Here is a 16,649-nt window from a genome sequence, read left to right on the forward strand (position 1 = left end):
CCTAGGTCAGTTCGATCTTTGGTGATCAATCCATCGATATCAAACATCATGATATTTTCTTTCCTCGCCCCTAATTTCACATAAAGATTCGTACAAGAAATCGCTGCACTACCAGCACCAGAAATAAGGATCTTGACATCTTCTATTTTCTTATTTGCTATTTCTAACGCGTTTAATAAAGCAGCACTGGAAATGATAGCTGTTCCGTGCTGGTCATCGTGCATTACTGGGATATCCAGCTCTTCTTTGAGCCTTCTTTCTATTTCAAAAGCTTCAGGAGCTTTGATGTCTTCCAGATTGATCCCTCCAAAAGTGGGAGCAATATTTTTTACTGTTTGTATAAACTGTTCCACATCTTTGGTATCTACCTCAATATCAAAACAATCTAAATCTGCAAAAATCTTAAAGAGCAATCCTTTTCCTTCCATCACAGGTTTAGAAGCCTCAGGACCTATATCGCCCAGTCCTAGAACTGCTGTACCGTTAGAAATTACAGCTACCAGATTTCCTTTGGCCGTGTATTTATAAACATTTGATTTATCTTTTGCAATCTCTAAACAAGGTGCTGCTACACCAGGACTGTAGGCAAGAGCAAGGTCTCTCTGACTGCTGTGTTTCTTTGTAGGAACTACTTTTATCTTTCCGGGAGTAGGCTTTGCATGATATATCAAGGCCTCTCTTCTTTTGCTTTCTTCACTCATAAATCCACTTGAATTTTAGTAAAAACAAAGGTAATGCTATTGTGGCTTTAAGTATTTGTGAACTTGATAATATTGCAACTGGATTTCTGTACGTTACAGCGTGTTTGCTTTTGAATTTTTAAATTCTGCTTTCTCCCATGGCACCTGATTTCTTTTTAAAAACCAAATCTGCATTTCTAGGCCTCAAGGTAATCAACGGATGGTAATCGATATCCTTGTGCACTGGTGTAATTTCAAAGCGTTCCAACATTCTAGCGATGACCAAAATCATTTCAAAAACCGCAAAATTATTCCCAACGCACATGCGGGGACCTGCACCAAAGGGAAAATAAAAATCTCGATATTCTTTAGCCTTGCCGGGCGCAAAACGATCCGGATTAAAAGCCTCTGGCTCCTCCCAAAGATCTTTCCTGCGATGCATTTCATAAAAAGATATCAACCAGATACTGTCCTTTTTGATCTCTATGTCTTCACAACTATCTGCTTCTAGGGCAACACGATCAGTCACGTATGCAGGTGGATACATCCTTAAAGTTTCATCCACACATTGTTTGATATACGGCATAGCCATCAAGCCGGTCATCAGATCTTCCTTATCTAAACGACCGATTTCCTTACTCGCTTTGACGATGGTTTCTGGATTTTGAGCTAACAACTGTGCGGCAAAACTCAATGCATTTGCTGTAGTTTCATGACCTGCAATAAATAATACCAAAATCTCATCGATCAACTGGTCATCTTCCATGTGGGTACCGTCTTCATAAGTACTGTGCAACAACATATCTAAAAGATCACTAGGTTCTTTATCGCTAGACCTGCGATTATTGATAATGTTGCGCAATATGTCTCTTGCCTCTTTTAAAAGATCTAAAGAATAGGGTATGCTATTCTCTCCCGAAAGCCATTCCCTATCAAAATACCATTTCATCCATGGAATTCTCAACTCCTTAATAAGCATTCTTTGTGCTTTCTCCGTAATGAACTGAAGTCTTGATATTTTACCTTCGAGATCATCGATATCACCCAAATCAAATAAACTACGTGCCACAACTTTAAAAGCTAAGTCGTTAAAGACGTCATAAACGTCAATTACTTCATCTGCTTTGATTTTATTAAATTCTTCCTGGATCACTTCGTCCATCGTTCCCATAAGAGACACTAGAGATTTTTTATAAAACGCTGGCTGAATCAGTTTGCGGTTTGCACGCCATTTTTCACCGTTCTCTGTGAGTAGTCCATGACCTATGTATTTCCCAAGATCTTCCGTTTGTAATGTGGATTTATTGAAGTTCTTTTGGTTTTTTTGTAGTATGTGCTGGGTAATTTTTTCATCACAAGTAAAGTGAATCGTCAAGCCTGGCTTAGGACTGATCTTAAAAGTATTTCCATATTTTCCAAAATTCTCCCTATGAAATGGCAACGGATCTTTATAAATCTGTCGTGATTTTGATAGAAACCTAAGTGCTGGAATTTGTTCTATTTTTCTCATTCTTATTCAAATAAGCCTCCTACGGCATTTCCTTTAGTCCTTCCCAGATGTCTATAAGCGAGATCGGTCACTTCACGACCACGAGGCGTGCGCATTATAAATCCTTGTTGAATCAAAAATGGCTCATATACTTCTTCAATGGTTTCGGCACTTTCTGATACGGCAGTAGCGATAGTCGTTAAACCTACTGGCCCACCTTTGAACTTATCGATGATGGTTAGAAGAATCTTGTTGTCCATCTCATCCAATCCATTGGCATCTACGTGAAGTGCTTTTAAAGAGTACTGAGCGATATTCAAATCAATATTTCCATCCCCTTTAATCTGCGCAAAATCCCGGACTCTGCGCAATAAAGCATTTGCAATACGCGGCGTACCGCGGCTGCGACCTGCAATTTCTATCGCAGCATCTGGATGAATAGGCACCTTTAATATTTCGGCACTACGCGTGACGATCGTAGAGAGTAATTCTGTAGAATAATATTGTAATCTGGATTGAATACCAAAACGTGCCCTCATAGGAGCGGTTAACAAGCCAGACCGAGTCGTCGCTCCTATTAATGTAAAAGGTGCTAAATTGATCTGAACTGTACGCGCATTAGGACCCGTTTCAATCATGATATCAATCTTGTAATCCTCCATAGCAGAATATAGATATTCTTCGACGATAGGACTAAGACGATGAATCTCATCAATAAAAAGTACGTCTCGTTCTTCGAGGTTAGTTAACAAACCAGCAAGATCACCTGGTTTATCTAACACAGGACCAGAGGTCACTTTAATCGCCACTCCTAGCTCATTTGCTAAAATATGGGCAAGCGTGGTCTTTCCTAAACCCGGAGGTCCATGAAACAGCGCATGATCTAAAGCATCTTCCCTCCTATTTGCCGCTTCCACAAAAATCTTTAAGTTTTCGAGCACCTGATCCTGACCTGCAAAATCATCAAAAGTCAATGGTCTAAGAGCTCTATCTACCTCGTGCTCCTCACTAGAAAAATGGTCACTATTGGGATCTAAATTTTCATTCATACCTCAAAGATACTACTCAAAAGGTACGGAGCTATATTATTTGTATTAGTTGTTACATAATTTGTCTGTTAAAATTAAAACACTCTTGCTAAAACACTTACTACTTGTATTCCACTTTAGTTACCGGCTGATAAAAGAAATTAGCATATAGCATTAGTTCCCAACTCCCATAAAAAAGATAAAAGCGCCAAAAAAGGGCAGAAAACGCGGGAACATAACGGCATCTAAATAATACGAACTGTATATTGAACACGAGCCAATGAACTAGAAAATAGTATATTTCATTAACATTATTACCTGTAGTAAAGCAATCAGTGATTAACAGAGTGTAGACGATAAATCATTCTTGTCAAGAAACTTAAACCTATTCCTATTATGATCATATCAACGGCCTCATGTATAAGAAAAAACCTCTTTTGAATCTATAGCGACAGGAATGTATATTGGAGTCGAATAGAACTATTTATTTAAGAAAAACTTGTAGACCACCGAAAAAATTTGACATAAAAAAAACCACTACAAGTGTGGCTTTTTTTATATACATATATAGATTTAATGATCCATTTCTTCTTCATCTTCTTGTAAAGGTATGTGCTGCGGTGCATAATCCTGTCCTGCAATCACATACTCACCATCCTCATTTACCTTACTGTAATCATAAGGCCATCTATGAACCGTCGGTATAGGACCATCCCAGTTTCCATGGATATGCTTATCCCCTGTAGTCCATTCTAATGTATTAGAACTCCATGGATTAGCTGGCGCTTTTTTACCGTAAAAAATAGACTTTACAAAATTGTATACAAAGAACAACTGAGCAAATGCTGTGGCTATGGCAAAGTATGTAATCAATTTATTTGTGTCTGCTAAATCGTCAAAATAAGGAAAATTAGTGTTGGTATAATAGCGTCTAGGAAGACCTGCCATACCGACGAAATGCATAGGGAAAAAGACCCCATAAGCACCTATTGCAGTTAACCAGAAATGAACATAACCCAAATTCTTGTTCATCATGCGATTAAACATTTTAGGGAACCAATGATATACACCAGCAAACAATCCATATAAAGCTGATATCCCCATTACCAAGTGAAAGTGAGCTACCACAAAGTACGTATCATGCACATTTATATCTAAAGTACTATCTCCTAAAATAATACCCGTAAGACCACCAGTAATGAAAGTAGAAACCAATCCTATAGAAAATAACATACCAGGATTCATCTGCAAATTACCTTTCCAAAGAGTTGTGATATAATTAAAAGCCTTTACCGCTGACGGTATTGCTATCAATAAGGTAGTAAATGTAAATACAGAACCTAAGAAAGGGTTCATTCCTGATACGAACATATGGTGTCCCCAAACGATTGTTGATAAAAAGGCAATGGCAAGGATGGATGCGATCATGGCTCGGTAACCAAAAATAGGTTTACGTGAATTTGTTGCTATCACCTCAGAAGTAATACCTAGAGCTGGAAGCAATACAATATAAACCTCAGGATGCCCTAGAAACCAGAATAAATGCTCAAATAAAACCGGAGAACCACCTTGATGTGCAAGCACTTCACCTTTTATATAAATATCTGACAAAAAGAAAGACGTACCAAAACTTCTATCCATGATCAGCAACAAAGCGGCTGCAAATAAAACTGGAAACGAAACCACACCTATTATGGCTGTAACAAAGAAAGCCCATATAGTTAAGGGAAGACGTGTCATTGACATTCCCTTAGTTCTAAGATTGATCACCGTTACAATGTAATTTAAGGAACCCAACAAAGATGATGCAATAAATATAGCCATTGAAACCAACCATAGAGTCATACCTAATCCAGAACCACCCATCGCTTGCGGTAAAGCACTTAAGGGAGGATAAATGGTCCAACCCGCAGCTGCAGGTCCTAACTCCACAAATAAGGAACTGATCATAATAGCTGCGGATACAAAGAACAACCAGTAAGAAACCATGTTCAAAAATCCTGATGCCATATCTCGAGCACCAATTTGCAATGGAATTAAAAAGTTAGAGAACGTGCCACTTAGTCCAGCGGTAAGTACAAAGAACACCATTATGGTACCGTGAATAGTCACTAAAGCAAGGTACATGTTAGGATCCATAATTCCATCAGGAGCCCACTTACCCAACAATGCTTGAAACACCATATTTGGCTCTCCTGGGTTGGCCAATTGCATTCTCATCAATACTGACATCGCAATACCGATAGCTCCCATTATAAGACCCGTAATAAGATATTGCTTTGCAATCATCTTATGATCCTGAGAGAAAATATACTTAGTTATAAAAGTTTCTTTATGATGATGTTGATCTTCATCATGTGCATGATCTGCAGTAAGAGCGATAGGTTGTCCCATATTTTTAGTTTTCAGCGTTGGCTAAAGTTGTTTCAAAAGTTGTTTGTGTTTGTAACCACTTGTTGTAATCCTCCTCAGACTCAACCACAATTTTTAATTGCATGTTGTAATGAGAAGCCCCACAAATTTTATTACAAAGAAGATAGTATTCAAATTCGTATGGATCCAACGCCACATCGCCAGTAGCTACTAATTCTATACTTTTTTGTCGTCTAATCTCATTAATCTTACGAACTTTTTTGGTCATAAATTCAGTTGACTTATAATCTTCTGAGGTTACCGTAGGAGTAAACTTAAACTGGGTGACCATTCCTGGAACCACATTCATTTGAGCCCTAAAATGTGGCATATAGGCGGAGTGTAAAACATCTTGACTTCTAAACTTAAAAAGCACTGGTCTATTTACAGGTAGATGCAATTCTGCTCCAACCATGTCATCCATGCCGTCTTTATCGGTAGGGTCAATACCCAAAGTATTTTGTCCTTCTATAAACCGAACATTTGCATCTCCCAATGTGTTATCAGATCCACTATAGCGCACTCTCCAGGCAAACTGATAAGCATATACCTCTACTATTAAAGGATCATCATCAGTATTCGTATCCATAAGGTCATTCCAAGAAAACAATCCCCACAAGATCAGCCCAGCGAGCACAACAACTGGAACTGCTGTCCAAATAAATTCTAATCGATCATTATCAGCATAAAACAAAGCCTTTTGACCTTTTTTCCCATGGTACTTATAGGAAAACCAATGCAATAAACCTTGGGTTAAAACCTGTACGATCATTATTACGATGGTAGTAAGCAACAATAAATCGTCGTATTCACCACCATGTTTTGATGCAGCATCTGGAAGAAAGTAATCGTTGTAGCCTATAAAACAGGCGATCATTAAAACATACAGCCCAATACCAAAAATAAGCATGTATTGACCTTGGCGTTTGTTATCGTCGTCATTAGCCACTTCCATGGCATCAGTATCGGGTTCTGGTGCTTTACCAAGAGATACGATCTTAGAAATTTGCCAGACTGAAATGGCAAAAAGGGCTGCTATAAATATGATTAAAAATGCTGTCATTGCAGTTGTATTCTATTGTGTTTAGTAATGAAAATGTTTGCTTTCTCCTAGATAAGGATCACCTTTAGGTATCAAAGGAGCTTTAGAAATTGTATGGAATATATACCAAATGAATAAACCAGCAAAGAACATAAACGCCCCAATCTCCGGAAAACCAATAAACCACGATGGGCCTACTGTCGATGGCATAATCATCACATAGATATCCACATAATGTCCTATTAAAATGAAAATACCAGCAGTCACGACAAACCAATTGACCCTTTTGAAATCAGAATTCATGAGTATCAATATTGGGAATAGAAAGTTAATCGCCACCATTCCAAAAAACAGAAGATTATAATCTTGGATACGGGTGACAAAATAAGTTACTTCTTCTGGAATATTTGAATACCAAATCAACATAAATTGTGAAAACCACAAGTACGTCCAGAAAATACTAAAACCAAACATAAACTTAGCCAAATCATGGATATGAGAATCATTTACAAATTCTAAGTATCCTTTAGATTTTAGAAATATAGTTACTAAGGCTATAGTGGCAATACCTGAAACAAACATGCTAGAAAACACATACCAGCCAAATAATGTAGAAAACCAGTGTGGATCAACACTCATGATCCAGTCCCATGACATAATAGATTCTGTAACGATAAAGAATACCAAAAAAATGGCGCTATGTTTAAAGCCTTTTTTGTACCATACAATGTCACCTAATTTTGCCTCATCTTGCTTAAGTCCAAATCTTCTGATATTCCATAAATACAGGTTCCAACCTACGATAAAAGCTCCTGCTCTAAACAACCAAAATGGGACATTGAGATATCCTGTTTTTCCAGCTACCAAAGCGTCATAATTTTCATGACCAACAATATCAACACCTTCCTCCATCCATATAAAAAGATGATTAAAATGCAATCCAGAAAGAAGTAAAAGTATAAACATAACAATTCCCCCTGGTAAGATATAACTGCCTACTCCTTCCATTACTCTAAAAAGTAAAGGAGACCATCCTGCTTGTGACACCTTCTGCAAAGCGAGAAAAGCGAGCGAAGCCAGTCCAATCATAAAAAAGAAAAAGGACGCAACAAAAACTGCTGACCAAGGTCTGTTTTGTAATTGATGATACAAATGCTCTGCGTGATCGCTATCATGACTATCTGTTTGGGCATCTGCAGTATCAAATACCGCGTAGTCATTTTGCTCGAGGGAACCAGTAGCAGAGAGCTGCTCGTCTGTAGTTTCAACATGCCCGCCACCATGAGCAGCGGTGTCCTCATCCATTTCGTGTTGCACCTCTGCCTGCGAGCTTGGTACTGCCCAAAAACCTACAGCAGTAAAAAGAGCTCCTAAAATCATTAGGGCAATCGCGAAAATCCTTAATTTACTAGTTACCTTATACATATATACAATATCTTCTAGGGCTTAGTGGCCTTCAGTTGTTGTTTTGTTTTCTTTCGAGTGATCAGCACCGTCTTTTTGGTCTCTATGATTTTCATCAAAAACCGCTTTCTTATCTTCATTACTATTCACCAAAGCTAACTCTTCCATACGAACAGTAACAAATTCCTGACGCGGTTGTCCCTTTAAGTCCTTGGTAAGTGCATCTACATGATGAGCAATTTGCCACCTTTCTTCCGTAGAAGTTTGAGACGCATAAGAACCCATATAGTTAATACCGTAATACATTACATGATAGATGGAACCTTGAGTAATTTCCCGAGCATCATAACTAGGTACACCCAAAATCTTTTCAGTGGTCACCAAATGCCCTAAACCATTTCCTTTTGAACCGTGACAAATGGCACAGTAAATATTATAAAGCTCAGCTCCTACTTCCAAGTGCTCTTCAGTGTAAGGCAGTGGGTTCCTTAAATCAGCTTTCGCGGAAGAGTACCCATCATTGTTATTTTGATAATCATAAGGCAGCCATCCTCTGTTCACAGAACCAGCTACAGGAGCTTGCGCTTCTAAATTACCAGGAAATATCTCTCCTTCTTGATACGTTTTATAGCCTACAGACTCATACATATTGGGAAAATACTGTACACTTCTACTGGTACCAGTTGCAACCGACTTACTGTCTCCACCACAGGAAACAATGAGTAATGCAGCAAAAGCAAACAAGAACGTTTTTAAACTTCTATTCATCAGTGCGCTTCTTTGTCAATTAATTTTATCTCAACAGCTCCAGTTTCATAAAGAAACTTTGTAGCTTCTTCAATGTCATTTCCATAAGAATCTATTTCCATTAAAAAATGATCATCGGTCGTTCTTACATCTGGATTCTCTGCTTTTTTAAATGGCCATAACCTACTTCTCATATAGAATGTAATTACCATTAAATGTGCCGCAAAAAATACCGTTAATTCAAACATAATGGGTACAAAAGCAGGCATGTTTTCCAGATACGAAAAACTAGGCTTGCCCCCTATATCTTGCGGCCAATCTTCAATCATCATATAATTCATCATCGCCGTCGCCACACACAAACCAACTATACCATATAAGAAGGCATTAATAGCCAAACGCGTGTCAGCAAGACCCATAGCTTTTTCAAGACCATGAACTGGGAAAGGAGTGAAAACTTCCTCTATGTGGTATCGTTTATCTCTGACTTGTTTCACTGCACTCAGTAAAACATCATCATCCGTGTAAAGAGCATGTATTAATTTATTGCTACTCATGTTTTGCCTCCTTTTCTTCTCTTAGTTTTTTATACATACTTCCACTAACCTTTAAAATAGACTTCACTTCTGCTTGTGCAATTACGGGGAAAGTTCGAGCGTACAACAGAAAAAGTACAAAAAAGAACCCTATAGTACCTATAAATATGCCTATGTCCACAAAAGTAGGTGAAAACATAGTCCATGAAGACGGTAAAAAATCTCTGTGTAGCGAAGTCACAATAATAACGAAACGCTCAAACCACATTCCTATATTCACCACTATGGAAATGAAAAATGAAAACATGATGCTGGTCCTAAGTTTCTTGAACCACATAAATTGTGGTGATAAGACATTGCACGTCATCATTGACCAATAAGCCCACCAGTATGGCCCTGTTGCTCTGTTTAGGAAAGCGTACTGTTCATACTCTACTCCAGAATACCAAGCGACAAATAATTCAGTAATGTAGGCAACACCCACAATAGAGCCCGTAATCATAATGACAATATTCATCAATTCAATATGTTGTATCGTAATATAATTCTCAAGACTCACCACTTTTCTCATAATGATAAGCAACGTATTCACCATTGCAAATCCCGAAAAAACAGCTCCTGCAACAAAATATGGAGGGAAAATGGTCGTGTGCCATCCTGGGATTACAGCTGTGGCAAAGTCAAAAGATACGATGGTATGGACGGAAAGTACAAGTGGGGTTGCCAAACCTGCAAGAACCAAAGAAACTTCTTCAAAACGCTGCCAGTCTTTTGCGCGACCGGACCAGCCAAAAGAAAGTATTCCGTATATCTTCTTATTAAATGGTGTAATTGCTCTGTCTCGAATCATGGCAAAATCAGGAAGCAAACCAGTCCACCAAAAAACTAATGAAACCGATAGATACGTAGATATGGCAAATACATCCCACAAAAGTGGCGAGTTAAAGTTCACCCACAAAGAGCCAAACTGATTAGGAATGGGCAATACCCAGTACGCTAACCAAGGACGTCCCATATGAATAATTGGAAACAAGCCCGCCTGAATAACCGAGAAAATTGTCATCGCCTCGGCAGATCGGTTGATCGCCATCCTCCATTTCTGGCGAAATAGCAATAATACTGCCGAAATAAGGGTCCCTGCATGACCAATTCCTACCCACCACACAAAGTTGGTAATATCCCAAGCCCAACCAATGGTTTTGTTCAATCCCCAAACACCTATACCGGTGGATATCGTATACGTAATACATCCTATTCCATAAAGAAATGCAATGAGTGCAATTGTAAAAACAATCCACCACTGCTTATTTGCAACACCTTCTACGGGTCTAGCAATATCTCTTGTTACATCAGAATATGTCTTATCTCCTGTAACGAGAGGTCTTCTTATGGACGCTTCATAATGAGCCATAATGTCTTGATTAATTTACCTTGTTAATTATATATTTCTCACTTTAACCTGATACATCACGTTAGGTTGGGTACCAACCTCCTCTAACAAGTGATACATGCGGTCTTGTTTTTTTACTTCAAAAATTTCAGACTCCTCATCATTGATATCTCCAAACGTTATAGCTCCACTTGAACAAGCATTAGAACATGCCGTAGCAAACTCTCCATCTTTTACCATGCGACCATCTTTTTTAGCTTCAAGAATCGTCATTTGTGTCATTTGAATACAAAGAGAGCATTTCTCCATTACTCCACGACTTCTTACGGTTACGTCTGGGTTGATAACCATGCGACCTAGATCATTATTCATATGGTAATCAAACTCATCATTCCCATTATAGAGGAACCAGTTAAAACGGCGTACCTTATAGGGACAATTATTAGCACAGTATCGAGTACCTACACAACGATTATAAGCCATATGATTTTGACCCTGACGTCCATGGGAAGAGGCTGCTACTGGGCAAACCGTTTCACATGGCGCATGATTACAATGCTGACACATTAATGGCATAAAGGCTACCTGCGGATTATCAGCTGGAACTTCTAATTCTCCAAAACCACCTAAAGAGCCATTATCTCCGAATAACCCGTCAAATCCATCTTTCTTATCCTCATCAGCTTCAAAACTATCTGTAGAAGAATAATATCTATCGATACGCAACCAGTGCATATCACGAGATTTCCTAACTTCTGATTTACCTACCACAGGAACGTTATTCTCTGCGTGGCACGCTATAACACAAGCACCACAACCGGTACAAGAGTTTAAATCTATCGACATATTAAAGTGATGCCCGACCGATCTATCGAAACTATCCCAAAGATCAACATCTGGAGATGTTACTGGAGTTGCAATGTGGTTTAAAGAAACCTCAGGTGTAGGATTAAAATCATCCTTATTCCCTGTTCTATAAGTACCCAAATCGGTTTCGCGTATGATATCACGACCCATCATGGTATGTTGTAATTGTGTACAAGCAAACTCATGGTTTCCTCCAGCATCTTTAACAGAAACAGTTTGAATAGCAACACCATTTTTATAAAATGGATATGCATTTACACCCGTCTGCATTTCTTCTTGAATAGCGGCAGTCTGCCCGTACCCAAGTGCAATACCAATAGTTCCAACTGCCTGTCCTGGTTGAATAAGTGCAGGAATCTTTCTTTCTACACCGTCTAAAGTTACCGTAACATAAGAACCATCGAGAGCTCCGTTTGCAACGTTCTCATTCACAACACCTAACTTCTCAGCATCTGCCTGTGAAATAGTAACATAATTATCCCAAGTTGTCCTTGTAATTGGATCTGGTAACTCCTGTAACCATGGATTATTTGCCATACTACCATCACCCAGTCCAGTTTTTGTATACAAAGTAAGTTCATAACCAGAGGGCTTTTTAGAATTTGCTAAAGAGCTTAATGCAACCGAGTTGGTGATTTCATTGATTGGTGCTTCACTAACACTAGGATCAGAACCAGTAGTTTGATAAAAACCATCTTGTAACGATTGATTCCAATTTGCCCCATTAGCACCTGTCGTTTCCTTTAAAAAATCCTTATAAGAAGATTCACTACCTGACCATTTTAATAATGTTTCTTGAAATTGACGTGTTTTAAACACAGGATTTATAGTGGGCTGCGTTAAAAACACATGACCTTTTTTAATTTCAGTATCAGCCCAAGACTCTAAGTAATGAGGAGTTGTTGCTACATAATCTACTTTTGCAGCAGTTGCATTCATGGAAGAAGCAAAAGATACGGTAAGAGCTACTTTTTCTAAAGCTTTCGCGAAAGCGGAAGCATCGTCATAACTGTATAAAGGATCTACTCCAGCAATAAAAATGGCACCCACCTTACCCGCGCTCATATCCTTCACCAATTGATCAACAGTTTTACGATTGCCCTGACGCGTCAAAATAGGAACAACTGTATCACTTATTATGGAGTTTAACGCCTCATTAATTTCAAGAGTTAACTGATGTGCTGCCTGATCTGGAATACCACATAATAAGACCCCATTTTTACCAGCTCTTTTTAAACTGATCGCCGTTTGTTCCACCGACTTAGCTATTTTATCTGATAGGGAAACATTTGATGCACCACCAACCACTTTACTATAAAGAGCAGCAATAATTTGCTTTTGCTCAGTAGGAGTAACTGGAAAACGTTTATCTGCATTAGAACCAGAAAGAGTCAAATTGGATTCGTACTGAATGTGATGTGACATCTTACCGTCTTTAGGCACACGCGATCTAGCGTACCCTTTATCAAAACCACCACCTTGCCAATCGCCTACAAAATCAGCTCCAACAGAAACTACAGTCTCTGCATTGGTAAAATCATAATCGGCAAGAGCACGAACACCGTACTTAGCTTGAAATGCATTAAGACCTGCATCTTCACCAATGGTATCATAAGTTACCACGCGCACGTCACTGTACTTATCCTTTAATTGGGAAATAATCCTAGATAGGGAGGGACTTGCATAAGTCTGCGCCAGTAACACCAACTCTTTACCGTTTAATTGAGATAACTGAGCGGCAATTTGTTCATCAAGTTCCTCCCAAGTAGACTCCACTCCTTTAATCATAGGAGTTTTTAAACGGTTGCTGTCGTACAAGGACAAAACAGAAGCATGTACACGAGCATTTGCATCGCCTCTAAAGGCAGCGTCTCTATTACTTTCTATCTTAATCGGTCGACCTTCTCGAGTTTTAACCAAAACGCTCGCATAATCATAACCGTTTGCAATAGTAGTTGCATAATAGTTAGCCATTCCAGGAATAATTTGCTCTGGTTGGTTCACGTAAGGGACTGAATAAATCACGGGACCCTCGCATGCTGCCAACGATGCCGCAGCCGTACTGAATCCGACATACTTTAGGAAGTCACGACGAGAAGTATTTGATTCCTCCATCGCCTCATCATTTCCTAAAAACTCCTCTGTGGGAATAGGACTCGCAAACTCATTCTTCTCAAGATTTTTTATCATCTCGTTGCTGTCATCAAGTTGCGCCGTGCTCTTCCAGTATTTCTTAGTTGTAGCCATAAATTTCTAAAACTATTTTATTAATAGTGGCATTTGCCACATTCGAGTCCTCCTAAATCAGCGATAGTCAATTGACGACCCCCACGAGCTTCAGAAAGTTCTTTATGAATTTTTTCATAATAACCATTCCCCTTAAGATCTACGTTAGTCTCTCGGTGACAGTTAATACACCATCCCATTGTTAATGGTGAATATTGATACATGACTTCCATTTCCTCCACAGGACCGTGACAGGTTTGACAATCTATTTTACCAACAGTAACATGCTGCGCATGGTTAAAATAAGCAAGATCTGGCAAGTTGTGTATACGCACCCATCTTACTGGTTGCTCTTCCCCTACGAATGCCTGTTCATCACTATCCCAACCTGTGGCTGCATATAATTTTTCAATCTCTTTATTGTAATCAATTCCATACTCATCCATTCCTTCCTGATAGGTTGTTGCTGCCACTTCTCCTATGGATTTATGACAGTTCATACAAACATTGAGAGATGGAATACCGGAGTGTTTTGATTCCCGAGCACTAGAGTGACAATACTTACATTCAATTTGGCTAGTCCCAGCATGAATTCTATGAGAATAATGAATAGGCTGAACTGGTGCATAGCCTTGATCTACTCCGACACTCATTAAGGCGCCGTAAGCAAAATAAGCACTGGTTAACAACAAGAATATAGAAGAAACCAAAACTAAGAATTGATTTTGAGCAAAGGCCTTCCAAATAGGAGTGCGTTCTTCAGTTTCTGTTTCGAACTCTGTTTGAATACCACTTGCCTCTGCAAATCTTTTCAATGTTTTATTCACCACGATAAGAAGAACTACCAACAATAGCAGGACAAGCGCGAGTGCCCCTAGAATAATGTTATTAGTCATTGAATTATCCCCTACACCACCAGCGGCAACACCTTCAGCACCAGCAATTGCAACCGCTGCAACAGGCTTCTCTGTATCCGTATAGGCAAGAATGTTATCTATATCCACATTTGAAAGCTGTGGAAAAGCATTCATATTAGACTGCTTGTACTCGTTGTATATCGCTACAGCTTGCGCATCTCCAGTGGCTATGAAAGCCGAAGAATTCTTGATCCATGTATACAGCCAGTCTTTATCATACCTTTCGCTTACCTGAAAGAGTGCTGGACCCACTGCTTTCTTATACAATTTGTGACATGAAGCACAATTAGCTTTAAAAAGAGCCTCTCCTAACGCAGCATCTGCGCTTTCACTAACTTCTACAGGTGCCGTTGGAACACTATCTGAGGTGTTAGCATCTTGCCCATAAACACTTAAAGTAGAAAGTGTCATAAAAACAAACGCTAGCACCAACTGCCATGTGGTCAAATGTAATTTCCTATTTACCATCTCGTTTAATGAATATTACTATAACTTTGGCACGATAATAACAGTAGTTTACTGCACCGTAAATGCATTTGCAAAAATAGGTCATAAAAGCTATATTTTGACCGATGGAAAAGTGAACAAAAATAATTTATAACAGTTCTAAATAGAGCAATGCTAACAAAAGCAGTATTGTCATAAACACCGACTATGTCTAAGAAAAATAAGAAAACCTTACTACTCGCATTAAGTTTCTATGCCATAGCATTTCAGGTAATTGCGCAGAATTATAAACCTATAAACAAGCAATTAATTGAAAAATTAATCACCACTAAAATAGCCATGGATCGTTCTGGAGATTTTAAAGATAGATACACTATTCAATTATTTTATGGAGAACGAGAAAAAGCTATAGATACTAAAGAAAAGTACGACCTTCTAAGTCTTGCGTGGAAATCTGAATTAAGATGGGCTGAACCTTACCATACCGTATGGGTAGGAAATTATAGAAGCAGATTAGAAGCAGACCGTGCACTGCTGGAAATAAAAGAAAATTTCACAGGAGCTTTAGTTGTCAAACCTTGAACAAATTTCATCTTTTTGAGCGACTATATAAAGACAAATACGAGAGCATTAACAAAATCAAACATACTAAAGCAACGTTAATTGATCTCATCACAATCTCTACGTTATAAGCGTTTCTCATTTTCCTACCATTTTTTGCGTGCACTCCATAAAAACCGACCATTTATAGAGACGAATTGTCCAAGATCTAAAACAAACAAACGGAAATGAGGTCTCCTATCGACTCCTTTTTTTCATCATGGTATTCAATTTTCTATACTTCCCTATTACATCTGCCTTTTTTCGTCAGCTAAAGTCATGGTGATTTCTGAATTCGTTACCGAAAACACACAGATAGAAGTATTCTTATAAGTTGTATTTAAACCATTAAACCCGTAGCTATTTTTAAATTAAAATAGCAGTTTTCTAATTGTATAAAGCAGCAATGGAGCACAAATTTGAACAAAACTACACATATACGAAAGCAACCTTTACTCGTTGCATTGGAAATTAGTTACTCCGATATTGATCCTACATTGATTAAAGACTTGATCGGATACCAAAAATATTTACATAGAAAGGCACCTCCTAGAAGGAACAGAAAATGCTCTTCGATCTACATATAGCTGACGCGCAATAATTAATTAAAAAAGTAGGAATTATCGATTGCATTCTATCCTTAGTGACTACAATTAGACGAAGATTGCTAAAAGGAAATAAATTATACCACTACAATTTCGTGTTTCCGAGGAATAACGTCCTCCCATAAGTAAGAGATGGCTCCATTTAAATTAATGATTAAATAGCGATGCCTAAAAATAAAACAGCTTACAACTTTTCATTTATAATACTTAACTCCAACAGTAATTCTATAATAAATCCGATCAAAATTAAAACATGCCT

At 38.4% G+C, this 16,649-nt stretch carries 12 protein-coding genes; 1 reads left to right on the plus strand and 11 read right to left on the minus strand.

Going from position 1 to position 16,649, the window contains the following annotated elements:
* The 11 genes from ACJAT0_RS06565 to ACJAT0_RS06615 form a co-directional block, all read right to left on the minus strand.
* Positions 1 to 701: malic enzyme-like NAD(P)-binding protein (locus tag ACJAT0_RS06565; RefSeq protein WP_415181021.1), on the minus strand; the 701-nt coding region annotated here is incomplete at its 3' end.
* A 118-nt stretch (positions 702 to 819) separates the two neighbouring features.
* Positions 820 to 2,190: a cytochrome P450 gene (locus ACJAT0_RS06570; RefSeq protein ID WP_415181022.1), complete on the minus strand. Its 1,371-nt coding sequence runs from the start codon at positions 2,188 to 2,190 to the stop codon at positions 820 to 822.
* 2 nt (positions 2,191 to 2,192) lie between these two features.
* Positions 2,193 to 3,218: a Holliday junction branch migration DNA helicase RuvB gene (ruvB, locus tag ACJAT0_RS06575; RefSeq protein WP_374003932.1), complete on the minus strand. Its 1,026-nt coding sequence runs from the start codon at positions 3,216 to 3,218 to the stop codon at positions 2,193 to 2,195.
* Positions 3,219 to 3,770: 552 nt separating this feature from the next.
* Positions 3,771 to 5,591: a cytochrome c oxidase subunit I gene (locus ACJAT0_RS06580; RefSeq protein WP_415181023.1), complete on the minus strand. Its 1,821-nt coding sequence runs from the start codon at positions 5,589 to 5,591 to the stop codon at positions 3,771 to 3,773.
* A gap of 4 nt (positions 5,592 to 5,595) precedes the next feature.
* Positions 5,596 to 6,672, minus strand: a complete 1,077-nt coding sequence (locus ACJAT0_RS06585; RefSeq protein ID WP_415181024.1) for a cytochrome c oxidase subunit II — start codon at positions 6,670 to 6,672, stop codon at positions 5,596 to 5,598.
* Positions 6,673 to 6,693: 21 nt separating this feature from the next.
* Positions 6,694 to 8,076, minus strand: coding sequence for a quinol:cytochrome C oxidoreductase (locus tag ACJAT0_RS06590; RefSeq protein ID WP_374003935.1), 1,383 nt, complete (start codon positions 8,074 to 8,076; stop codon positions 6,694 to 6,696).
* A gap of 21 nt (positions 8,077 to 8,097) precedes the next feature.
* A complete protein-coding gene (locus tag ACJAT0_RS06595; RefSeq protein WP_415181025.1) occupies positions 8,098 to 8,823 on the minus strand; it encodes a c-type cytochrome in 726 nt (241 codons plus the stop codon).
* Entirely contained in the window at positions 8,823 to 9,359 is a 537-nt protein-coding gene (locus ACJAT0_RS06600) for a DUF3341 domain-containing protein (RefSeq protein ID WP_374003937.1), read from the minus strand. Before ACJAT0_RS06600 ends, ACJAT0_RS06595 begins: the two co-directional genes overlap by 1 nt.
* Complete coding sequence (nrfD, locus tag ACJAT0_RS06605) at positions 9,352 to 10,749, minus strand: NrfD/PsrC family molybdoenzyme membrane anchor subunit (protein ID WP_374003938.1); 1,398 nt, start codon at positions 10,747 to 10,749, stop codon at positions 9,352 to 9,354. Before nrfD ends, ACJAT0_RS06600 begins: the two co-directional genes overlap by 8 nt.
* Before the next feature lie 27 nt (positions 10,750 to 10,776).
* Positions 10,777 to 13,842 (minus strand): TAT-variant-translocated molybdopterin oxidoreductase, encoded by a 3,066-nt coding sequence (locus ACJAT0_RS06610; RefSeq protein WP_415181026.1) that lies wholly within the window; start codon positions 13,840 to 13,842, stop codon positions 10,777 to 10,779.
* Positions 13,843 to 13,862: 20 nt separating this feature from the next.
* Positions 13,863 to 15,149 (minus strand): c-type cytochrome, encoded by a 1,287-nt coding sequence (locus ACJAT0_RS06615; RefSeq protein ID WP_415181027.1) that lies wholly within the window; start codon positions 15,147 to 15,149, stop codon positions 13,863 to 13,865.
* 243 nt (positions 15,150 to 15,392) lie between these two features.
* On the opposite strand from ACJAT0_RS06615, the gene ACJAT0_RS06620 reads away from it, so the two are divergent.
* Positions 15,393 to 15,767: a translation initiation factor IF-2 gene (locus ACJAT0_RS06620; protein WP_415181028.1), complete on the plus strand. Its 375-nt coding sequence runs from the start codon at positions 15,393 to 15,395 to the stop codon at positions 15,765 to 15,767.
* The last annotated feature ends 882 nt before the right edge of the window (positions 15,768 to 16,649 follow it).

The organism is Nonlabens sp., assembly GCF_047636915.1.
Lineage (GTDB): Bacteria > Bacteroidota > Bacteroidia > Flavobacteriales > Flavobacteriaceae > Nonlabens.